The sequence below is a fragment of the Schleiferilactobacillus harbinensis genome, assembly GCF_008694105.1.
Taxonomy (GTDB): Bacteria; Bacillota; Bacilli; order Lactobacillales; family Lactobacillaceae; genus Schleiferilactobacillus; species Schleiferilactobacillus harbinensis.
In genome coordinates, this window is the sequence record NZ_CP041364.1 from 1423218 (window position 1) to 1445864 (window position 22647).

The 22647-nt window shown below is 50.9% G+C and carries 21 protein-coding genes and 2 pseudogenes; 11 read left to right on the forward strand and 12 right to left on the reverse strand.

Annotation, left to right across the window (positions count from 1 at the left end; genetic code table 11):
* Nucleotides 1–59: 59 nt before the first annotated feature.
* The 8 genes and pseudogenes from FMM01_RS16750 to FMM01_RS07320 form a co-directional block, all read left to right on the forward strand.
* Nucleotides 60–188 (forward strand): annotated as a pseudogene (locus tag FMM01_RS16750) (hypothetical protein); the annotation flags it as partial.
* 8 nt (nucleotides 189–196) lie between these two features.
* Complete coding sequence (locus FMM01_RS16455) at nucleotides 197–646, forward strand: glycerophosphodiester phosphodiesterase (RefSeq protein ID WP_223850090.1); 450 nt, start codon at nucleotides 197–199, stop codon at nucleotides 644–646.
* Nucleotides 647–893: 247 nt separating this feature from the next.
* Nucleotides 894–1412 carry a hypothetical protein gene (locus FMM01_RS07295; protein WP_150392067.1) on the forward strand — a complete coding sequence of 173 codons (519 nt, stop codon included), beginning with the start codon at nucleotides 894–896 and terminating at the stop codon, nucleotides 1410–1412.
* 103 nt (nucleotides 1413–1515) lie between these two features.
* Nucleotides 1516–2088 (forward strand): annotated as a pseudogene (locus tag FMM01_RS07300) (L,D-transpeptidase); the annotation flags it as partial.
* A 55-nt stretch (nucleotides 2089–2143) separates the two neighbouring features.
* Entirely contained in the window at nucleotides 2144–2746 is a 603-nt protein-coding gene (locus tag FMM01_RS07305; protein ID WP_150392069.1) for an SLAP domain-containing protein, read from the forward strand.
* 47 nt (nucleotides 2747–2793) lie between these two features.
* Complete coding sequence (locus FMM01_RS07310) at nucleotides 2794–3396, forward strand: hypothetical protein (RefSeq protein ID WP_150392070.1); 603 nt, start codon at nucleotides 2794–2796, stop codon at nucleotides 3394–3396.
* Between the two features lie 48 nt (nucleotides 3397–3444).
* The gene (locus tag FMM01_RS07315) at nucleotides 3445–4044 is read left to right on the forward strand and encodes a hypothetical protein (protein ID WP_150392071.1); all 600 of its coding nucleotides are present in this window, start codon (nucleotides 3445–3447) and stop codon (nucleotides 4042–4044) included.
* Between the two features lie 210 nt (nucleotides 4045–4254).
* Entirely contained in the window at nucleotides 4255–4836 is a 582-nt protein-coding gene (locus FMM01_RS07320) for an SLAP domain-containing protein (protein ID WP_150392072.1), read from the forward strand.
* A 231-nt stretch (nucleotides 4837–5067) separates the two neighbouring features.
* On the opposite strand, the gene pulA is transcribed toward FMM01_RS07320, so the two are convergent.
* The 8 genes from pulA to FMM01_RS07360 all read right to left on the reverse strand — a co-directional run bounded on the left by pulA (nucleotide 5068) and on the right by FMM01_RS07360 (nucleotide 13704).
* On the reverse strand, nucleotides 5068–8274 hold the full coding sequence (pulA, locus tag FMM01_RS07325) for a type I pullulanase (RefSeq protein WP_223850048.1): 3207 nt from the start codon (nucleotides 8272–8274) through the stop codon (nucleotides 5068–5070).
* A gap of 78 nt (nucleotides 8275–8352) precedes the next feature.
* Nucleotides 8353–8742: a pullulanase-associated domain-containing protein gene (locus FMM01_RS07330; protein WP_190973481.1), complete on the reverse strand. Its 390-nt coding sequence runs from the start codon at nucleotides 8740–8742 to the stop codon at nucleotides 8353–8355.
* A 361-nt stretch (nucleotides 8743–9103) separates the two neighbouring features.
* Nucleotides 9104–9882, reverse strand: a protein-coding gene (locus FMM01_RS07335; protein ID WP_419555021.1) for an IS5 family transposase whose coding sequence is annotated in 2 segments (ribosomal slippage) — nucleotides 9104–9552 and nucleotides 9552–9882 — 780 coding nt in all. Because the reading frame shifts where the segments join, the coding sequence is not laid out codon by codon here.
* A 92-nt stretch (nucleotides 9883–9974) separates the two neighbouring features.
* The gene (locus FMM01_RS07340) at nucleotides 9975–10991 is read right to left on the reverse strand and encodes an IS30 family transposase (protein WP_150392075.1); all 1017 of its coding nucleotides are present in this window, start codon (nucleotides 10989–10991) and stop codon (nucleotides 9975–9977) included.
* A gap of 194 nt (nucleotides 10992–11185) precedes the next feature.
* Entirely contained in the window at nucleotides 11186–12742 is a 1557-nt protein-coding gene (gene tnpC / locus FMM01_RS07345) for an IS66 family transposase (RefSeq protein ID WP_150392076.1), read from the reverse strand.
* A gap of 100 nt (nucleotides 12743–12842) precedes the next feature.
* Entirely contained in the window at nucleotides 12843–13202 is a 360-nt protein-coding gene (tnpB, locus tag FMM01_RS07350) for an IS66 family insertion sequence element accessory protein TnpB (protein ID WP_057824131.1), read from the reverse strand.
* Complete coding sequence (locus tag FMM01_RS07355) at nucleotides 13177–13371, reverse strand: hypothetical protein (RefSeq protein ID WP_150391512.1); 195 nt, start codon at nucleotides 13369–13371, stop codon at nucleotides 13177–13179. Before FMM01_RS07355 ends, tnpB (FMM01_RS07350) begins: the two co-directional genes overlap by 26 nt.
* A 123-nt stretch (nucleotides 13372–13494) precedes the next feature.
* Entirely contained in the window at nucleotides 13495–13704 is a 210-nt protein-coding gene (locus FMM01_RS07360) for a hypothetical protein (RefSeq protein ID WP_150392077.1), read from the reverse strand.
* Between the two features lie 13 nt (nucleotides 13705–13717).
* Between FMM01_RS07360 and FMM01_RS07365 the strand changes: the two genes are divergently transcribed.
* The 3 genes from FMM01_RS07365 to tnpC (FMM01_RS07375) all read left to right on the forward strand — a co-directional run bounded on the left by FMM01_RS07365 (nucleotide 13718) and on the right by tnpC (FMM01_RS07375) (nucleotide 15903).
* Nucleotides 13718–13912, forward strand: a complete 195-nt coding sequence (locus FMM01_RS07365; protein ID WP_146995692.1) for a hypothetical protein — start codon at nucleotides 13718–13720, stop codon at nucleotides 13910–13912.
* A complete protein-coding gene (gene tnpB / locus FMM01_RS07370) occupies nucleotides 13887–14246 on the forward strand; it encodes an IS66 family insertion sequence element accessory protein TnpB (protein ID WP_057824131.1) in 360 nt (119 codons plus the stop codon). The genes FMM01_RS07365 and tnpB (FMM01_RS07370) overlap by 26 nt, the downstream gene beginning before the upstream one ends.
* Before the next feature lie 100 nt (nucleotides 14247–14346).
* Nucleotides 14347–15903: an IS66 family transposase gene (gene tnpC / locus FMM01_RS07375; RefSeq protein WP_150392078.1), complete on the forward strand. Its 1557-nt coding sequence runs from the start codon at nucleotides 14347–14349 to the stop codon at nucleotides 15901–15903.
* Nucleotides 15904–16111: 208 nt separating this feature from the next.
* On the opposite strand, the gene FMM01_RS07380 is transcribed toward tnpC (FMM01_RS07375), so the two are convergent.
* From FMM01_RS07380 to tnpC (FMM01_RS07395), 4 genes are all read right to left on the reverse strand, one after another.
* The gene (locus tag FMM01_RS07380) at nucleotides 16112–18124 is read right to left on the reverse strand and encodes an immunoglobulin-like domain-containing protein (protein WP_150392079.1); all 2013 of its coding nucleotides are present in this window, start codon (nucleotides 18122–18124) and stop codon (nucleotides 16112–16114) included.
* A gap of 422 nt (nucleotides 18125–18546) precedes the next feature.
* Nucleotides 18547–19845 (reverse strand): zinc metalloprotease, encoded by a 1299-nt coding sequence (locus FMM01_RS07385; RefSeq protein ID WP_150392080.1) that lies wholly within the window; start codon nucleotides 19843–19845, stop codon nucleotides 18547–18549.
* 138 nt (nucleotides 19846–19983) lie between these two features.
* Nucleotides 19984–21012 (reverse strand): M10 family metallopeptidase domain-containing protein, encoded by a 1029-nt coding sequence (locus FMM01_RS07390; RefSeq protein WP_150392081.1) that lies wholly within the window; start codon nucleotides 21010–21012, stop codon nucleotides 19984–19986.
* A 28-nt stretch (nucleotides 21013–21040) separates the two neighbouring features.
* Entirely contained in the window at nucleotides 21041–22597 is a 1557-nt protein-coding gene (gene tnpC / locus FMM01_RS07395; protein WP_150392082.1) for an IS66 family transposase, read from the reverse strand.
* Nucleotides 22598–22647: the final 50 nt, after the last annotated feature.

The window sequence follows — 22647 nt, forward strand, 5'->3', positions numbered from 1 at the left end:
TGGGGGGATTATCATGAGAAAAGCTCAATACACATTACTTATTGCTGACGGCATCCACCGTGATTGCCGCCCTGACCCTGATATTCGCTGGCAGGTTCACCGTCATCGGCCATCGGGGAGAATATTTTAGCAATCGCTACGGGACTGAGGAACACACTTTCCGCTCCTACGACAACGCCTTAACGGACGGCGCGGATTGGTTGGAAATCGATTTGGAACAGTCTTCCGATGGGGTCTTGGTGATCGTCATGACCCAACTACAAACCGGCTGTCTGGGGTCAATCACGTCATCAGCCAGACGCCCTGGTCCACATTGAGCCAGCTGCCGCTGGGGAATAGCGGCGAAAAGATTCATTCATTGGAAGAACTGTTCCAGCATTACCGCAACGACCAGCGGGCCAAATTCGTCATTGAAACACGCCGGGTCAACGGGCAGCTCACCCAGGAGCGAGAGCTGCTGCAGATGGTGGCCAAATACGGCATGCAGCACCGGGTCTACTACGAATCCTTCGTGGCCCCGTCGCTGCAATTGATTCGTGAACTTAATCCCAGCGCGAAGACGATGCTGCTGACGAATACGAAGCATATCGTCACGCCAGAGTGGATCGCCCAGCATCCGTACATCACCAGCTTTGGAACTTACTAGGATACGTTGGATGGTGCCGGGGTTAATGCAATTCATGCCGCCGGCAAGCAGGTGTACCCGTGGTTCAATACATCCGAGACCGGCGATGCCGCCCAGGACGTTATTTCTCTAGGAACCGATGGCGTGATCACCAACTGGACGTTCAAATACCGGCAGCTGCGCGGTAAGGAACCACTGCCCAAGGGGACTAAGTTCCGGGTTTCTGACAGCACCATGCTCTACGCTAGCGCTGGCGCCCACGCCGCCGGTGAATCCGGACCCGTCGGCCAACACCACGCCGCCGGCCAGCATGTCGGGAATTGCGACGATCAATTACATTCCGAATTACGGGATCGCTCTGTGGAACGGTTATGGCGCGAATCGAACGTACGCTGGGCGGACCCTACTGACCGGGACGAAATGGAAGGTGCTCGCCCAAACTTATGCGGATGGCGAGTATTGGTACAATCTCGGCGGCAATCAGTGGATCGAGGGCCAGTACACGAATATTGATACCGGGGCCATCGGGGTACCGGCCGTCAATAGCAACGGCGCGTCCAATTCAAAAATCGTCACGATTAAGTATGTACCGAATTACGGAATCGCATTGTGGAACGGTGACGGAGCCAGCCGGCAGTATGCGGGGCGAACCCTGATGAATGCGACGAGTTGGGCAGTCTTCGGTGAAAAATATGTCGATGGCGGGTTCTGGTACAACTTGGGCGGCAATCAGTGGATCGAAGGGCAATATACGACGAGTCCGAATGGATTGCCAGCATTTCAATAATTGAATCTTGACCATTATCCATTTTTAAAAATTAAGATTTTTTAACAATCAGCTCTGCCTGCCAAAACTGCATTTGGTCGGTTGATGCTGATTTTTTCTCCATACTGTCGACAAAACGCGGGTATTTAAGACTACAAATAGCGGAACGGTGTCGATTCCTGCTGGCACCTTTGGCTGGAGTATCCAACAATCCAGTGAAGCGAATGCTCTGGCTGCAACAATCAAGAAAGGCGAGAATTTCACCCGGCACCCCCTAATCAGCGGTTCCGGCCAGAGTTTTCACGGGAGTGATATTGGCAAGACCTATGTTGAAGTCAGCAAGGCCAAGAAGCATATGTGGGTCTACGTTAATGGCGCCGAACAAATCAGTACGGACGTCGTTACCGGCAAGCCGAATCAAGCAACACCCAGCGGTGCCTTCTTCGTTTGGAGCAAGCAGCGTGACGCCACTCTGCGCGGCCTGAACGACGATGGCTCAAAGTATGCATCGCCAGTCAGCTACTGGATGCCCATCGACTACACTGGGGTGGGTCTGCACGACTCGCCTTGGCAGCCGAAGTACGGCGGCGATTGGTATGGAGAAAATGGCAGCCACGGTTGCGTGAACACGCCGCCGACTGTCATGGCTAAATTGTACTGCCTCGTACCTGCTGGAACACCGGTCGTTGTGTATTAAGTCAAGCGCGTAATTGATATACTAGTAACGATACCAAATTTAAGGAGAGATGATCTTGATGAAGAAAACAGTCTTAGTCTTACTTGCTGCAACCACATTGGGTGCGGCCGTTGTCACCTCAACCGCAGTGAACACTGCGGCACCAGTTCAGGCCGCAGACGCTACCGCTACTGCCATCCCTTACCAGCGGGCAACGGCTAAAGTAACCGCCGAAGCCGGCGCGCAAGTTTATTCAGACGCTGGTTTTATTAAACCGATCAAGGGAAAAGTCCTACCCAAGGGATCAAGTTGGCGGGTGTATAACAAATTCGGCAACGGAAATCCTACCAACGGCGGTTACAGTGTCGGCGGCAGTCAGTTCGTCAAAGTGACTGATGTCCAGCTCACTGACGTCAAAACGGCTTGGTCAGGGACGTTTACCGTCAAGGTACAAAATCATCCGACCTGGGCCACAGTTCTTTACGACGAGAACATGAAACCGATTCGCTCGTTGCCGACTGGCAGCCGCTGGAAGGTCTACGCTTCATATAATATTTATGGGCAAAATGGCCACTACGTCGACCAATACTATGATCTGGGCAATCAACAATACGTGAAATACGCATCCTTCCCGAAGCATGACTTGAACTCCGGTCAGTATAACGGCACCATGAATTAAGTACTGCATATTGTCATCATCTATCACTCGTCAAGGAGATAAAAATAATGAAGAAAACAATTTTGACCTTGCTTACTGCCACTGCATTAGGTGTCACTGCGCTGGCGCCAGCGGCATTAACCACGGCATCGCCGGTAGCAGCTGCTGAAACGGCCGCCCGGCAAGGTACCGTTCGGATTACGGCGGCTGCTGGCGCGCAAGTATACTCTGACACCAATTTTACGCAACCAATTAAGGGTAAAGTGCTCCCCAAGAATTCGGTCTGGCGGTCTTTTACGGCTTTCGGTTTTGACAACTCGCCAGCTGGTGTTGGCTATGATCTGGGCGGCCACCAGTACGTCAAAGCAGGTGACATCGAAACTGTGACGTCCTACACGCCAGTCAAAGGTGTCTTTACGGTCAATGTCCAGAATCATCCTACTTGGGCGACTGTACTTTACAACAAAAATTTGAAGCCAATCCGTTCTTTACCGGCACAAAGCAAGTGGACGGCCTATGGCATGTATCAGATCTATGGCCAGGGCGGCCGGTATGTTGATCAGTATTACGACTTGGGGAACCAGCAGTACGTGAAGTATTCTTCCTTTGCTACTCAGGATTTGAAGTCCGGTTTGTACAACGGATCTTTTGCGGGTTCTATTATCCGTTAGTGCCTAGGTAATGCATTCACCCCAAGCTCAACGCGAAGGAGTCAACCCATGAAGAAAACAATTCTCGCCCTGCTTGCTTCTGCCCTTCTGGTTGGCGGGACAATAACTGCCGCGAATGCGGCAGGGACTGCCCCTGTTCAGGCCGCCACCCTGCCAGCTGATGCGGCCATCACCCCGCTCAAGGGCACATTGCGGATCGTCTACAAATCCGGTTATGGTATTGCCCTATGGAACGGTGTGGGCAGTACCCGCAAATATGCTGGCCGAATTCTTCCAGATCAATCTAGATGGCGGTTTTACAAGGTCGCCGTCACCGGCACAGACACTTACTGGTATAATCTGGGCGGCAATCAATGGATTGAAGGCTATTGCCTGACTTTTCTAGACAGTGAAGATAATTCGTATCATATCGTTTCCCGGCGCGGCGTTGTTCGGGTTCCTGGATCGCCAAAAGGAAGCATCGTCAACTTGACGATGGACAAAGGAAATCCGCGCAGTTATCAGTCCGCATGGTACGGTTTCGTTCCGTTCAAGGTTGGCTCCACTTGGCAATATTTCCACATCGCCTATCCGCGAAGCAAATACCAAAGTGTGAAATATGATCTCGGTGGCGGCCAGTGGGTCAGCAGTCTGGAAGTTGTCAAATAGTCGGTTCAATTACCCTTTCCAAGTGCTGCCTCATGATAGTTAATCAATCAGCACCCGCAGACTGCTTGGCAAAACAGTTGCGGGTGCTGTTTTACTGTTGACGGCCACTCTGAACAGATATTGGAAATTGTTATGTTCTGCACCTGTTAACGTCGCTCTCAGATTGATATACTTGTGACGAATTCAATTCCAAAGGAGGGCTGATTGATTATGAAAAAATACGCATTCACCTTGTTGAAGAAAAAAATCTTTGCTTCATTAGCCGCCGCGATGTTGGCTGGCGGTGCCCTGGTCGCCACAAGCGCAATTGCCCCAGTCGCGGTCCACGCCGAACAACCAGTGGAAGCAAACGGCTATTATCAGGAATATCCACTCAATAAAATCGTTACCATCGCCAAGGCGTCTGGCAGCCAAGTCTATTCTGATCCAGCGCTCACTAAACCGATCACGGGTAAGGTTTTGCCCAAGGGCAGCCGGTGGCAAACAACTCGCGAAGTCTTCTCTGTGGCCACGCCCCATTACTTCGCCTATCGTCTCGGCGGCAAACAATATATCGATAGCTCTGACGTCGTTACACCAACTAACCGTGGCGTCTTTACCGTCAATGTCCCCAATCATCCCAGCTGGGGAACCGCGGTTCATAACGACCAGCTAAAACCATTACGCATTTTGAAGGCCAAGAGCAAGTGGCAAGTCTACGCTACAACTAATTTTAGCGGAATCACTTACTACTACTTGGGCGGCCATCAGTATGTGAAAGCCGGTAACGGTACCTTCGTACCGCACTATTAATTCATGACGCATAGAGAGAGAAAACCACATATGAAGAAAACAATCGCAAGCGTTTGTTTAGCTGAAGAACACTGTTCGAGAATTAGGCGATTTTATCCCAGAACAAACTGATGCACTGGGCAAGCATATGAATGCGGCCAAAAAGCCTCTGTGTTCTGTGCATCAACAAAGCCGGTGAGTATCCCCTAACACGGAAGTCACCGGCTTTGTTATTGTTCATTTCAGCATGGCCTAACGAATACCACTCGTCTTCCCCGCCTGAATCCACTGCCCAGTCCCAACCTTATACCACAATTGGTTCTGCGCAGCTCCAATAGTCCCAACGATCCAAGCAGATCCAGCCGGCAGCATCCGTTTCTGGCCAGTCATCCCCGGTCCATCAAACACCTGAGCCGTTGTGTTTCCGAGTACTCGCGTCACGCCCTTCGTTGCCCGCTGCTCGCCGACCAAGATCATATGCTCAGCCGAAACCCACTGGTCACCACCCAAATGATACCAGGTCTGCCCTTTGTAGGTCGTCTTGCCAAACACACGCCAGGCGGTATTGTGTGCCAGCTTAACCTTGGGCACGAGTTTAGCCCCAGGCTTGGTCCACACCGCCACACCATATCCAGGGACATAGTTAATGACACCAACCTGAGCCTTGTCTTGATTAGTACTCAGCACACCATCATTGGCTTTCACCCACTGGTTACCGCCGAGATGATACCACGTATCCCCATTCGGATACGTAGCCACAGCAAAGATCTGCCAACGACTGCCGGCTGGCAGCGGATCACGAGCCACGATTTTACTGTCCGCATCATAGCTTGTCTTAACCACACCGGCGGAATGCAGGGTCAGCACACCGCGTTTTTTCTCCACCTTAACAGTCTCTGGCTTGCTGGAATTGTCCCCATTGTCGGAGCCTCCGTTGCTGCCAGAACCGCCAGTGTTGCCACCGCCAGTACCGCCGCCGGGGGTCGTCGCTGTCTGCTGCAAGACCAACGTTGACAGGGCCGGCACATTCACTTCACCGTTGGAAACCGTCAAGGACTTGCTGCCGCGCGTATCCACCTGGTCACCCTTCACCAAAATCGCATACGTGCCATTGGCGAGCTTCACCGGTGTATCCTTTTCATTAGCGTTAAAAATGATCGTTGTCGCCTTATCACCCGCAACCGCCTGATACGCCACGACCCAATCTTGTGCTTGCAGCAGCTTAGTGTTGGCCTTGATATCCGCATAACTGGTATACCGCAGGGCCGGCGTCGCCTTCCGCAGCGCGATAAGACCCTTCATATAATTTACGGCCGGCGCGTAAGTCGCCGCCCGATCCCAGTCGATCTGATTGATCGCATCAGGCGATTTATACGAGTTCTCATCGCCGTCCTTGGTCCGCAGAAACTCTTGCCCATTTTGCATAAACGGCACACCTTGGGACAGGAGCACAATACTGTTCGCCAGCATATCCCGCTTCGCCCGAACCGCATCCGTGTCGTCTGGATTGGTCTTCACTAACTTATCGTACAGAGTCAAATTATCATGAGCCTCAGCATATTGAATCAGCTGCGTCGGTGCGACATACGTCGTCCCCAAGTCAGCGGTCAGATTCTGCCCGCCCAGGATATTCTTGGCCAACAGGCTTTCAACACCCGTTTTACCGTTTACGAAACCCGGATCAGCCGCTTCAAAGACGGAACCCTTGATCGCATCCCGCATCGAATCATTGAAAAACGCCACGGCTGGCAGCTGATTCGCATTCTTCTGATTCGCCTTTCGGTCCGCGGCTAGCGGTGTGTTCAAATCCCAGCCTTCACCAAGGGTAATAATCGACGGATCAATTTGATCCAGCGCCGCCCGGACTTCCTTCATCGTTTCAGTGTCCAAAATCCCCATCAAGTCAAAGCGGAATCCATCAATATGATAGTTTTTCGCCCAATAGGTCACACTGTCCACAATATACTTGCGCGCCATCGCCCGGTCAGAGGCCACATCATTGCCCACTCCGGTACCGTTGGCCAGTTTGCCATTTTTATCATAGCGGAAATAGTAGCCTGGTACGGTTTGCTGAAAGGCCTGCTTGCCGGGATCATCCACATGGTTGTAAACCACGTCCATAATCACCCGTAGACCGTTGTTATGCAGCCCTTGGATCATTTCTTTAGCTTCTAAAATCCGCGTCTGGGGGTTGGTCGCGTCGCTGCTGAATGACCCTTCCGGCACATTGTAATTCTCCGGATCGTATCCCCAATTGTACTGTGGCGTATCCGGTTTGCTTTCATCCACTGAAGCAAAATCATACATCGGCATGATCTGCACATGGGTCACACCCATCGCTTTGAGGTGATCCAAACCGCTGACGGTGCCCTTCGTGGTCTTAGTGCCAGTTTCAATCACTCCCAGATACTTGCCCTTATTCTGAATACCGCTGTTCGGGGCAATTGAAAAGTCGCGAATCTGCATTTCATCAATCACTGCATCTGTCGGCCGGCTAAAAGGTGCCATCCGGCCGCCCCAATTGGCTGGCACCATCTCGCTGGGTGCCAGCACCACACTGCGGCCGCCATTAACAATAGCAGCTGTCGCATACGGATCCGCAGCGTCCGACGTCGTTCCATCCGGGAAGGTCAGATGGTAGGTGTACACCGTACCGCTTTGCTTACCAGGTAATTGCGCTGACCAAGTACCCTTCTCACCAGGGGTCAGTGGCACAGTCGCCTTAACCGGACTATCGGCCGCGGTGCCCTGATACGTTACTAAATCCACCTTTGCTGCTGTCGGCGCCCAAAGACGGAAAGTCGTTTCCGCATCGGTATACAGCGCGCCAAGTTGACCGTTAAAAGCAAATGTTTGATCAAATGCGTCGGTCCGGACGACCGCTCCGATACTGGCCATTGCATCACCGTAGCCAGGGAGCGTGACTGTCAGCGGCGTCTTCAGATCAATTGCCTCTTTAGTCGTGATCGTCAATACCGTCGGCGCGTCCTTAGTCGTCGTCACATCAGCAATCGTCCCCTGGCTCAGCTTAATGCCATCTTTAATCTTGGCCGGGTCAAATACCTTATTCACCGTGACTTTGATCGTATTCATCGTGTCAATCGTCGCCGATTTAATTCGGTTTTCCTTATCAATGAGGGTCGGCGAAAGATAGAGTGTCGGATCGCCGCTGGTCAGCCAAATCTCTGCACTGCCTGTACCGTCGCCATTATCTTTTATGAGTCCATTTTTCAAAATTCGGTCCGCATCTCCATCCTTTTCCGCCCACTCCTGGTCGGCGGTGGGCTTGCGAACAATCACCCCAACTTGGGAAAAAGGCGTCTCTGACTTAACTGTGAACTCCGCGACTTTACCAAAACTGTCGTCACTGGCAAACTGCGCCGCCGCGCCGTTTTTGTCGTCGCTCCACTGCCAGACATTCCAACCGGTGTATTGCTGGTCATCTCGGTAGTAATGGATTTTAACCTGGACGCTCTTGTACTGCGTCTCAAACCCAGCCGGTGGCGCAGTGAGTGTGGTATCGTTGCCGCTCTCTACTCAGGCTTCGCCAAGGCCGCCGGCACTGGTGACCGTGCGATCACCACCGTCTTTTTTCCAGTCCTCAGTGGTGACGATAAAATTCATCTTGGCATAATTACCAGCCAGATCCAGCGCGGCTACTTGGCCAAACTTATCGGTTCCGGTAAATTTATACCATTTGCCATCCAGCCCATCAGCCCACACATAAACACCGCGCTGAACCGTATCGCCCGCTTTCGGTTGGTAATGGACCACCAGCTTAGTCGTTTGCGTTTGCGCGTCCGTTTGGGCCGCCTCAACCCGGGTTGCTGGGTTGAAGTTGTAACTGACCGCCGGGCCGCTTAGGCCGCCGATTGCCAGGATCGCTAAACCGGCGAGTACTAGTCGCCGCCATCGTGTCTTTACCATTGTTTTCCCCCGCTTCTTCATGATGTTGGTATCATGTTTAGTTTACCGATTGGTGTAAGCGATTGCTATAGCGAGTGTGCTGTTACCGGTAACTAAATGCTCAGAGGAAAACTTGTTCGGCTTGATTCGTTCAGACAGAAACAGCACCCCATTGGCGGTAAAGCCCACGAAGTGCTGTTATCACTGCACTGATGCCCATGGCGTGGCCATGAGCTAATCGATTGCTAAAACACGATAGAAACAATTGGTAGCTCTCATGCCAAACCCACACCCATACTTTCAGAAAGTTGATGAACGGTCTGATCTTTAAACTCCCGTATTGTCAATCTAAGTGCAACAGTTTCTAGGGTGTGTCTGAAAATTACTTAAGCCATACCCATATTGCTGCAACGTAAACCGCGCCCAGAAAGACATGCGCGAGCTTATCATAGCGTGTGGCTATACGCCTGAACTCCTTCATCTGGTTGAAGAAGCCTTCGATTAGATGTCGCTCCTTGTAAAGATAGAAGTCGCACGGCCAGGGGTTCACTGCATTGCTTTTGGGCGGGATTGTGTAGTATCCCTCCTGAGACGTGATGAAGTCTCGTAGCGCCTGCGTCCCGTACGCTTTGTCCGCCAGGACATTGCCGTTCTTCAATGGAATAGTACCGAGCAACGGCGCAGCCACTGTACTATCGTGTACCTCGCCGCCGCTCAGGCAGAAGCTCAGAGGATTGCCAAGGCCATCGACGATGGCGTGAATCTTAGTGGTCAAGCCGCCGCGACTCCGGCCAATGTACTGATTCACATCGGCATTTACCGCGTTTTTTTCGCACCGCTGGCTTTCTGATGAACGCGGATGCTGGTTGAGTCTAAGCTCACGTTTTCCATGTCCGCATCGGCAGATACAGCTTTGAAGATCTGCTCAAACACGCCCGCGTCAACCCACAACCGGAACCGACTGTAGATTGTCTTCCAGGGGCCGTAACGCTCGGGCAAATCCCGCCAAGCTGCACCGCTGCGAATAAGCCATAATGTGGCGTTAAAAGCAGTACGATTGTCGACCTTAGGCGGTCGGCCGCGCGTTGACCGCTTTGGAAACAGATCAGCGATCCGTTCCCACTGTTCGTCGGTTACTTCATAACGTTTGGGTATAACCATCCTGCACACTCCGTTTTGTTTTTAACAAGAAGTATACAGGATTTCGGGATTTTCAGACACTCCCTAGTCCAATCCTATAAGTGGTACACAGCTTAGAGTTCCGGCATCAGTTCCGCCGCACTCCGGTAGCCCAAGATACGACGAGGCCGGCTGTTGAGTGCGTCCTGGAAGCTCTGAATATCAATGATGTCGTAATGGTGGAGTGAGCGACCTTTCGGAATAAACTCTCGTAGAAGGCCGTTCTGGTTCTCATTTGTTCCGCGCTCCCATGGTGAGTACGGATGAGCAAAGTAGACATCAGTTTCTTCTACTGAATCTAGTTGTGCGAACTCACTGCCGTTATCAAAGGTGATGGTGGTGAAGTATTCCGCACCGTAATCATCAATGATGGACTGAAGTCCCACCTTACAGGTACTTGCTTTGTAGTTAGCGAGCTTGATGATGATTTCGAAGCGACTCGTCCGCTCTGTCAAAACCAGCAACGCAGGTTCGCTATCAACGCGCTTACCTTTCACTAAATCTCCTTCCCAATGGCCCCCTTGCCGACGGTCTTGAACTTCAATGGGTCTTTCATCAATCGAGGTACCAAGCTTCGTCTTATTGGTGCGGGTATGGGAATGGCTTCGTTTAATTCGCAAGCTGGGTTTGCGCGGTAAGTCGTGGGTCCGTAGTTCGAATCTACCGGCCTCAATATCCCGGTAAACCGTTGGTGTTGAAGGAACAACCTCGTCTGCGTGTTCCCGTTTGAAGGTGTGCACGAAGCTGTCCACACTGTGTACGCGTGGACGTTGCTTGATGGCAGCGGCACAGGCGGCGTAGAACTCGGGGTTCTTCTCAAGCATCGTCTTGGGGCGACACCGCTCCCGCCGCTGAGCGTGCAGATAAGCTGCCGTATCAGCAAAGTAAATCAACGCTACCTTATGCCCGGGAATTCGCTGTAGAACGGAGCCACGAGTGATCTCACGCGAAATAGTACTACGAGAGCGGTTGAGTTTGCGGGCAATCCGTGCTTGGGAGAATCCCTGATTGAGCAGAGTTTCAATGCGAACGCGATCAAAATTTGATAGTTGTTGGTAAGCCTTAGAGATGGTAAGCTTGATGTTGGTCATGATGTGCCTTTCTTATGTGCTTGGTTGCTTATAAGAATAGGTCATCATGGCCTTTTTGGTCTATTTAATTATGTGTTGCACTTAGATTGTAAACGCGGGCAGAGATAAATGTAAGAGGTCGTTAAACGGGCGTATATGAAAAAGTGGCGCAACCCTCTAACATAAGGATTGCGCCACTGCTGTACTCGAATTATTTATTCGTGGCAGATCTCCTGCACTTTCGGTGACCAGGGTAAATAGTCCTGTAGGACCGTCAAGTCCCCGGGCACCGGCAAATTAGGTAATGCCGCAAACAAATAGTTCAAGTATTGACGAAGGTCGAAGTGATTTATCTCTGCAGTTTTGAGCACACTTAATAAGATGCCCGTCGCTACGGCGCCGCGTTTGCTCTGTGAGAAGAGCCAATTTTTGCGGCCCATCACCAGCTCTTTGACGGCTCGTTCGGCCCGGTTATTGGATAACTCCAACCGGCCGTCTTGGAGAACCGCCCGTAATCCTACTTCATGGCCCAGTGCGTATTCAACTGCGCGACCAAGTTTGGATTTCGGTAAGTAACTGTCACCCAATTCAAACAACCATTTGAAGAAGGCATCCATCTGCGGCTGGAGGTGTTCTTTACGCTGCGCAAGTCGCTCAGTTGCGGGCAGGCCACGCCATCCCTGTTCCAAGTGGAACATCTCATTACAGTATTGCCGACCAATGGGTGCCAATCCGGTATCACCACCGGTAACCGCTTCGTCGAACTTCCGCCGGACGTGCGCCCAGCAATAAACATTGGTCAGATCCGGCAACCGAGGATACACAGCATAGCCAACGGTCTGCAGGGATTTCGTATATCCCTTAAGGAAGCGCTCAGCTTCGCCGTACCCGCGGGTGTCGCCGTGGTCATACAGGATAATTTGATGCTCCGCGAACTTGCCTGAGGTGTCAACCCAGTAATAGGTCTTGGCCTTCTTGATGGCGAGCACCCGGTAGGGCGTCTCATCGGCGTGAATGATATCCTGGGCCAGCAGTTCTTGATGCATCAAATTGTAGAGCGGCCGCAGATATTCTTCGGCTGCCTTGATAGGCCAACCAGACAGGGCTTGCCGGGTAAAATCTGCGCCACGATTATGCCAGAGCTTTTCTTGCCGGTAATCCGGCACTTTATAGATAAATTTGGTCAAGATTGATTCGGTCACGACCGCATTTGAAGCCATACTGTGGGAGATCACGGGCTTCGGTACGTCTGCTTTCTTGGTGATTACCTTACCGTGGTCTTGTAAACACTGCTCGTTAGTGCAGACGTAAGTGTGCTGGTAAACAGTGGTGGCCAACAACTTAACGGGGACAAAGTCGACCTCTTTACGTACGGCTGTCCGCCCAATATCGGCCATCATCTTCCCACATCCTGGGCAAATCTGATCTTCAGTGTCTAAAGTATAGTCGCGAGTGTTTTGTGGTAATTGACTCAGGTCCATCGATTTTCGGTGAACCACTTTCTTAGGGCGTTTCTTGACTGGCTCGTCTTCGCCACTCGCCTTGGCGACCGCTGCTTGTTCTTCCTGGGTGAGCACGTGTTCGTTGAAGAGGTTGGTTTGCCCATCGGGCAAATTTTGGCTGGATTCGCGGCGACGACCATAGAGAACACGTTTCAATACGGCCAGCTGCTCCTGCATCTGTTGGTTTTCGTGGAGTAAATTTTGGACGATAGTCCGTAATTGCTCGGGGGTGGCATCTGCGAGTGCAATGCTATTTTTTGGGTCGACCAATGTGTGGCCCTCCTGAATTATTGATTATTGGATTATATCATTTATAGATCATAAAAAGGAAGAGGTAATACCAAATTTCATTTGGCATCCTCTTCCACATTTAATTGGTATATCCGACCCTGCGGTCATGAATGGTACGCCTCTCAATAATACTTAGACCAGTGATCAATCGTTTTAACTGGTAATGGCTTAGTCGTTGTACGTCGGACCGGTTGCGGGGCCATTGCAGGTGGCCGTTCTCGAACCGCTTGTAATAGAGGACGAAGCCGCTGCGATCCCAGTAAAGGGCCTTGAACCGGTCCCGCTGACTGCCGCAAAATAGGAATAGTGAGTGGTCGTACGGGACTTCGTTCTCACCATAGAGTTCCCGCAGTGAGGCAGCTAAACCGTCAATTCCTTTGCGGAGGTCAGTCTTGCCACAGATGATGTAGATGTTAAGTTCTTGGATATTGGGGAACATTACCAGTCAACTCCTGTAAGACGATGTGCCGAGTGCTCCGATCAGCACCATTATAAAAAATCACTTCGGCATCTTTGAGCTTGATTCGAGCAGCTATCTGGGGCTTCCCACCAGTGCTGGGTGTCCGATCTGTCATTTGAACCGGCACAATATCTTTAATTTGAACCATAAAAAGCCTCCTTGTGCACTTGATGACTCAAGCATACAAGGAGGCTACGGCGCGAACCATATACCCGTTTAACGACCGCTTACCCTCTAACATAAGGATGCGCCACTGCTGTACTCGAATTATTTATTCGTGGCAGATCTCCTGCACTTTCGGTGACCAGGGTAAATAGTCCTGTAGGACCGTCAAGTCCCCGGGCACCGGCAAATTAGGTAATGCCGCAAACAAATAGTTCAAGTATTGACGAAGGTCGAGGTGATTTATCTGTAAGCGGTCGTTAAACGGGTATATGGTTCGCGCCGTAGCCTCCTTGTATGCTTGAGTCATCAAGTGCACAAGGAGGCTTTTTATGGTTCAAATTAAAGATATTGTGCCGGTTCAAATGACAGATCGGACACCCAGCACTGGTGGGAAGCCCCAGATAGCTGCTCGAATCAAGCTCAAAGATGCCGAAGTGATTTTTTATAATGGTGCTGATCGGAGCACTCTGCACATCGTCTTACAGGAGTTGACTGGTAATGTTCCCCAATATCCAAGAACTTAACATCTACATCATCTGTGGCAAGACTGACCTCCGCAAAGGAATTGACGGTTTAGCTGCCTCACTGCGGGAACTCTATGGTGAGAACGAAGTCCCGTACGACCACTCACTATTCCTATTTTGCGGCAGTCAGCGGGACCGGTTCAAGGCCCTTTACTGGGATCGCAGCGGCTTCGTCCTCTATTACAAGCGGTTCGAGAACGGCCACCTGCAATGGCCCCGCAACCGGTCCGACGTACAACGACTAAGCCATTACCAGTTAAAACGATTGATCACTGGTCTAAGTATTATTGAGAGGCGTACCATTCATGACCGCAGGGTCGGATATACCAATTAAATGTGGAAGAGGATGCCAAATGAAATTTGGTATTACCTCTTCCTTTTTATGATCTATAAATGATATAATCCAATAATCAATAATTCAGGAGGGCCACACATTGGTCGACCCAAAAAATAGCATTGCACTCGCAGATGCCACCCCCGAGCAATTACGGACTATCGTCCAAAATTTACTCCACGAAAACCAACAGATGCAGGAGCAGCTGGCCGTATTGAAACGTGTTCTCTATGGTCGTCGCCGCGAATCCAGCCAAAATTTGCCAGATGGGCAAACCAACCTCTTCAACGAACACGTGCTCATCCAGGAAGAACAAGCAGCGGTCGCCAAGGCGAGTGGCGAAGACGAGCCAGTCAAGAAACGCCCTAAGAAAGTGGTTCACCGAAAATCGATGGACCTGAGTCAATTACCACAAAACACTCGCGACTATACTTTAGACACTGAAGATCAGATTTGCCCAGGATGTGGGAAGATGATGGCCGATATTGGGCGGACAGCCGTACGTAAAGAGGTCGACTTTGTCCCCGTTAAGTTGTTGGCCACCACTGTTTACCAGCACACTTACGTCTGCACTAACGAGCAGTGTTTACAAGACCACGGTAAGGTAATCACCAAGAAAGCAGACGTACCGAAGCCCGTGATCTCCCACAGTATGGCTTCAAATGCGGTCGTGACCGAATCAATCTTGACCAAATTTATCTATAAAGTGCCGGATTACCGGCAAGAAAAGCTCTGGCATAATCGTGGCGCAGATTTTACCCGGCAAGCCCTGTCTGGTTGGCCTATCAAGGCAGCCGAAGAATATCTGCGGCCGCTCTACAATTTGATGCATCAAGAACTGCTGGCCCAGGATATCATTCACGCCGATGAGACGCCCTACCGGGTGCTCGCCATCAAGAAGGCCAAGACCTATTACTGGGTTTACACCTCAGGCAAGTTTGCGGAGCATCAAATTATCCTGTATGACCACGGCGACACCCGCGGGTACGGCGAAGCTGAGCGCTTCCTTAAGGGATATACGAAATACCTGCAGACCGATGGCTATGCTGTGTATCCCCGGTTGCCGGATCTGACCAATGTTTATTGCTGGGCGCACGTCCGGCGGAAGTTCGACGAAGCGGTTACCGGTGGTGATACCGGATTGGCACCCATTGGTCGGCAATACTGTAATGAGATGTTCCACTTGGAACAGGGATGGCGTGGCCTGCCCGCAACTGAGCGACTTGCGCAGCGTAAAGAACACCTCCAGCCGCAGATGGATGCCTTCTTCAAATGGTTGTTTGAATTGGGTGACAGTTACTTACCGAAATCCAAACTTGGTCGCGCAGTTGAATACGCACTGGGCCATGAAGTAGGATTACGGGCGGTTCTCCAAGACGGCCGGTTGGAGTTATCCAATAACCGGGCCGAACGAGCCGTCAAAGAGCTGGTGATGGGCCGCAAAAATTGGCTCTTCTCACAGAGCAAACGCGGCGCCGTAGCGACGGGCATCTTATTAAGTGTGCTCAAAACTGCAGAGATAAATCACCTCGACCTTCGTCAATACTTGAACTATTTGTTTGCGGCATTACCTAATTTGCCGGTGCCCGGGGACTTGACGGTCCTACAGGACTATTTACCCTGGTCACCGAAAGTGCAGGAGATCTGCCACGAATAAATAATTCGAGTACAGCAGTGGCGCAATCCTTATGTTAGAGGGTTGCGCCACTTTTTCATATACGCCCGTTTAACGACCTCTTACATTTCAACGACCGCTTACGCCCGTTTAACGACCTCTTACAAATCAATCCTCCAATAATGGTAGCGCTTCCATTTGCATACAAAGAAACAGCCCCGGAGGGCCGTTTCAAAACTGGTTAAGCTAATTACTTAGCGTTCCAGAAACCATAATCAGTGCGAACCCATTGGTTACCACCAAGATTGTAGTAGGACTTACCGTCCTTCAGAGTCTTAGTACCAAACGTTAACCAAGAAGACTTGGCAGGGATCAACTTAATTACCTTCAGATCAGAGTTGTAAACAGCGATCGACCACTTGCTGTTAGCAGGATAGTAAACCGTGAATACACCAGCTTGTGCCTTAACAGGTGAAGTCGAAACTTCAGAAGCCTTGACATATTGCTTACCACCCAAGTTGTAGGCAACAATCTTACCAGCGGAATCCTTAACTACAGAGTGGAACTTCCAAGCAGTGGTGTTGTCCAAAGTCTTGTCAGTAGCGCTAGTAGTTGCTTGGTCAGAGTAAATCTTAGCACCGTCAGCCTTGTTGATGTAAACAACACCGTCAGCATTAGACTCAGTCAAAGCACCGTCCTTAACAACAACAGTACGTGTAAACGTAGAAGTGTTGCCTTGAGTGTTCTTAACTGTGTAAGTCAAAGTGTAAGTTCCAGGGGTAGTAGTATCAACATCACCAGATACAGAGACAGAAGATTCAGGAATAACTGTCTTGTCAGAAGCAGAATTCTGGAATTGGATACCAGCAAACTTGTCAAAGGCAGCACCCTTAGTGATTTCGGTGTACGGTGTGAAGGAAACAGCTACAGGCGCATTAGCAGCATAACCAATCGTTACAGGTACATAGACAGTAGTGGACAAGCCAGCTCTGTTAGTTACCTGCACAGGGACATTATAAGTGCCAGCCTTGTAAAGGTCAGAGCCAATGGCACTCTTCACTGCATCAGCGCCAAAGTACTTATCATAATCAACAGTAGCCGGGCCAGCTTGTTGGCCCATACCATTAACAGTTGCATCCTGACGTGCAACAAAGTTGTTCTTACTCAGAACGGCCTTCAATTGTTTTGAAATGCTCTCATAAGAAGTATTTTGAGCAGCCGTATAGAAGTGCAAGCTAGCTGCGTCAGAAGCATTCAATTCAACAGTCTGTCCGTTAGTGTAGGATACAATCTTCTTAGCAGCATCTGCAGAACCAGGTGCGTAAGTGTAATCTACAACCGGATAGAATTGCTGGTCGTTATTGCCAGTTTGAACCGTTACTGGACGATAAACATAGACGTGAGCAGGTGCGCCTTCAGCAGGATCAACAGTGACCAAGCCGTCAGAAGCCTTAGCAACTTGTGCCCAGTTTACACTGCTAAACTTAGTGGATGTAGGATTAGAAATCTGGGAAACTTGATACAACTGACCCGGATTAGCCCACTTGCCATCAGTTGATGCTGCAGGCTTGTTTTTGTAGAATTTAATCGTACTTAAGTCGGCGCCGGAACCACCCACTGTTGTTGCCCAGTTAGTGGAAGCTTCGAAGTCAGCACCAGTAAGACTAATGGAATTGCCGTTACGATCTTGCAAAGTAACTGCACTGGCAAGAGATGTCTGAGTCAGCAAATCAGAAACATTGTCACCAATCTTAACAGTTGAACCTTTTACAGTAGCTTTTGAGCTATCAGCAATGTTAACAGTAACTGTCTTGCTTGCAACTTGGTTTGCACCATCATAAGCATAAATAGTAACAGTATAAGTCTTTGTTGCACTATTGCTCAGTTGAGTAGCCAACTTGTCTGCATTATATGTCTCTAAACCAGTGAATACAAAACGCAAGCTAGCACTGTCTAACTTGCTGTCAGGCTTAACGCCCTGTTTCAACAAAGCAGCACCTAATGTACCGTCTGCAGTTGCCTTAGACGTAGCTGCCGATTCAGTAGTAGCTGCGAAATAAGCACCAGTTACTTTTGCAGGCAAAGTAATGTTCGACGTGTTTGCAAATGAGTTGTTCAACGCATCTGCATAGTTGTCAGCTTTAGCGGCTTGCGCTACTGCAGGTGAAGCAACCTGGCTAACTACTGGTGCAGCGATCGGAGCAACTGCCAACAGGGCAGCGGCTACAGCACCGAAGTACTTAACCTTTGAAAATTTCTTCATGTGGTATTCCTCCTAAGATCTCATAATTTATCTTGATACCAATTGTCATTGTAGCACATGCCCTCTAGAGGGACAACAAAAAGCTGGAAATCTTTTCGTTCGGTGCACTACGCTTTCAATCAGTACAAAGTCATTATACCTGAATCCCACCGTTCTGTTAACTAAAGTGTGTTTCAGTTTTGTGACAAACCGTCAACGGTCCTTGAAATATAGGCCTTTTCAGACTTAAAACGATTTCTTGTCACTTTTTGTGAGCGGACATCTTCCCTTTTGACAGCCCAACGGTTATACTGAACATTGGTATTCGGTACTGACGCTCATAATTGATCGTTGGCGGTGTGCTCACGCACATCGCTTTTTTCTGTCCAAAAAAGGAGCAGCGCTTAATTTTTGCGCTGCTCTTCTTTCCTTCTATTAATGATCTACTTACGGGCAAAGTAGCCGTTGGTGGCTGCGACCCATTGGTCACCGCCGAGGTTGAAATAAAGGTTCTCGTCACCGAGATAGGCGGCGCCAGCGACTTGCCAGCGGCTGCCGGCCGGTAAAATTTTCAATGGCTTGAGCTGGCCGTTCCACATTGCAATCCCCCACTTCGGGTTGGCGTTGTAGTGGACAGTGAAGACGCCCTTGACGGAACTGACGGGTTTCGTGGTGGCGACGTCACCAGTGCTGACGAATTGCTGACCGCCAAGATTGTAGCCGACGATTTGGCCGTTGGCATCGTACACCACGGCATAATACTGCCAAGCCGAACTGAAGGGTAATTTCTTGCCGTGACCGGCTTTGAAGTTCACATCACTGTATAGATCAGCGCCAGTCGCCATATTAACATAAACAACGCCTGTTCCCGGCTTCGTCGTATTATCCCGGCTGGGATTCACGTTACCAGAATCGCCGCCGTGATACCCCTGCGTGGGCTGCTTGGCTTCGGTGTCGCCGAGAATCGTTGCTTGGCCGCCATAAATAGCCTGAGCTGCTCGAATATACGTGGCATCCTTGGTGACGTCCATGAGCAGGTCGCCCTCTTTGTTCAGGGCGGCTTCGGGATTCATGATTGAGTAGCCGTAGGTATATGTTGACGTGTGGTCCAAGCCGATCCCGTGACCAATTTCATGCTCTGTCGCCAGCAGTAGCGTATTCTTATTCCACTTATCAAAGTACGCTTGGTACTGGTTGAAGATGGTCTGATAATTAGGATCCGTCTTCGCGGGTAACTGCGGCGACCACTGCTCGCCGATGTATTGAGAGGTGGCATAGGACTTGTAGCTGTCGTCCAGGAAGATGCGGGTACCGTTAGGATGCTGGGCAATGTGGTTGATCACCTGGTTGTATTTAATGAAGGTGGCGCCGCCGACCTGTTCGCCGTTATCGGAGGTATCGCTGTAATCCTTGCCGGCGATAACGATATCGGCCTGACTCTTGGTATTCGTCAGCGTGAAGGTGAAGATACCGTTGAGCATATTTTGCACGTTGGTGATTCCCTGCTTCACGGTGGCCAGTTGATCAGCAGTGAAGCCGGTCGTATCGAGATAGATCACGGCCTTGTTGTTGCCGTAGTTAAAGTCTTCTTGCGGATAATATGTTTGCGCTGTCGTAGCCGCAGCCACGGGCTGCGCAGTTTGCGCAGGTGCCGCCAGCGCCACTGCCCCCATGGCCAGGCTGCCGGCCAGCAGAGCCGCCGCCAGTGTGCGGCCGAGGCGTTCCCAATACCTTGTTTTCATCGGTATGTCCCCCATTCGAATTGCGTTCCTTTGTATAATGCCATGATACCGCATTACGGGCGGTTGAAGGAAGTTTTCTGACCAAAGCAAAAATCAGCGTCCAGCGCCGTGAGTGACGGTGCCAGACGCCGAGTGTGCTTATTGAATGAATGAACCGTAGTCGGAGCGGATCCATTGATTGCCGCCGAGGTTGTAGCCGTCGCTCAAGGTCTTGCGGGCAAATACCCGCCAGCGTGAGCCGTCGCGGAGGATGCCTTTGACTTGGAGGGCGTCGTTGTAGAACGCGGTGCCCCAGGTCGGGTGTCCGGGAACATTGATCTTGAAGACGCCAGAGACGGTTTGGCTTTCATTCGTGTGCCCCAGCGGGGATACGAATGATGACTCACTGAACTTGACGTATTGCTGACCGCCGACGTTAAAGCCGACGGTGTTGCCGGTTGCGTCCAAAACGATGCCAAATCCCTTCCACTGCGAGTTTTGCGGTAATTTTCTACCGGTGTCGTTCGTGAAGTCGGCGTCGCTGTATACCTCCGCTCCAGATGCCTGATAGACGTTTACAGTGCCGCTGGCAGGTTTAACGGTGTTTTTCTGGGATGATGTGCCGTTGCCGGAGTTGCCGGTATTACCTGTGTTTCCCGTATTTCCGGAATTCCCACCGTTTCCGCTGTTGCCAGTGTTCCCGGAATTTCCATTATTGCCGGCATTATTCGAGCTGCCGGCATTACTGCTATGGTAGCCTTGCGTTGGCTGCTTAACGTCCGTTTCGCCAAGGGCGGTGGCTTGGCCGCCGTAAATGGCCTGCGCAGCGCGAATGTATGTCGGGTCTTTCGCCAAATCTATGAGCGGATTACCCTGGTGATCCAACGCTTCAGCAGGATTCATGATGGCAGAGCCGTACACGGCAACCGGCAAATGATCGAGACTGAGGCCGTGGCCAATTTCGTGTTCAGTATCAATCAGCAGCGTGTTCTTTTGCCACTTATCATAATACCCCTGATAGTAATTGTAGAAGAACTGGTACTGGGGATCACCTTGGCTGGGCAATTGCGGTGACCACTCAGGCGTAAAATATTTTGACGTTGCATAGGACCGGTAACTGTCGTCTACAACAATGTAAGCGGTCGTTGAAATAGGTGTGAAGACAAAAATGGTGCAATTCTCTATCATGAAGATTGCACCATTGCTTTACCCGCTGTTATTCGTGACAGAACGCCTGCACCTTCGGCGCCCACGGCAAATAGTCCTGCAAGGCGACCATGTCGCTGGGAGCCGGCAAATTAGGCACTGTGTCGAATAGATAGTTGAAATATTTACTCGGATCGAGGTGATTAGCCCGTGCTGTCGTGAGCAGACTAAGAATGACCCCCGCAGCCGTCGCGCCGCGTTTGCTCTGCGAAAACAGCCAATTTTTACGACCGATGACCAGTTCTTTGACGGCGCGTTCGGCCCGGTTGTTCGATAGTTCAAGTCGGCCGTCCAACAGGACTGCCTGCAAGCCAGCCTCATGCTTCAACGCATAGGTGATGGCTTTGCCCACCTTGGATTTTGGCAGATAGCTGCCGTCCAACGAGACCAGCCAAGCGAAGAACGCATCCATGACAGGTTTGAGTCGTTGTTCGCGCTGGGTTTGACGTTCATCAGCCGACAAGTCTTGCCATTTCTTTTCCCATTGGAAGAGATCATTGCAATACTGGCGGCCCGTTGGGGCCAGCCCCTTGTCTCCGGCGGTCACGGCTTCGTCAAACTTACGACGCACGTGAGCCCAGCAGAAGACATTGGTGACCCCAAGCAAATTAGGGTAAACGGCGTAGGCATCACTTTGCAGGTAGCCTTCGTAGCCGGCCAGGAACCGGGCAGCTTCCTCGTAACCGCGGCTATTACCGTGCTCATACATGACGATCTGGTGGGCGCTGTGCTTGCTGGACGTGTAGACCCAGTAATAGGTCTGCGCCTTCTTTAGATCCAACACCCGGTAGGGCGTTTCGTCCGCATGGATAACGTCTTGAGTCAGCAGATCTCGGTGCATCAGCTTGTATAGGGACTCCAGGTAGCCTTCTGACGCCTTGATGTGCCAGTTGGCAATTGATTGCCGGGTGAAATCGACCCCGCGACTGTGCCACAAGCGTTCTTGCCGGTTGTCCGGAATCTTGTAGGCAAACTTAGCCATGATGGATTCGGTCAAGACGCTTGAAGAAGCTGGACTATGCGGTATGGCTGGGCGAGGCACATCGGACTTCTTAAGGAACTGGTTGCCGCGCTGATTCAAGCAGCCGTTAGGACACGCGTAGGTGTGCCGATAGACGATTGTGTGCAGGAGCTGTGCCGGAATCAAGGTTGCTTCTTCGCGTACTTTCGACCGGCCGATATCCTGCATCTCTTCACCACAGACCGGGCACTTGCGCTCCTCACCTTCGAGCAGGCAATCCTGCTCGTCCAGCGGCAGCTTGTTCAAGTCGGTGCTCTTGGTCCGTGTCGCTTTCTTGAGCTTCTTCTTGGCGACCTTGCGGTCATCACCGGTGAGCTTGTCGATGATGCTTTGTTCTTCACCGGTGATGATGTGCTCATTGAACAGGTTCGTCTGGCCATGCGGCAGGTTATCGCTTGATTCCCGGCGCCGACCGAACAACATGCGCTTCAAGACGGCGATCTGTTCCCGGAGGTCCTGATTTTCATTTATCGAATTCTGCAGTGCGGTGCGTAATTGTTCTGGCGAAGCGTCCACCAATCGCACTGCATCTTTTGTGTCTACCAATCGGTGTTCCTCCAATAAATATAATAAATGGATTATATCATGTTTTATAC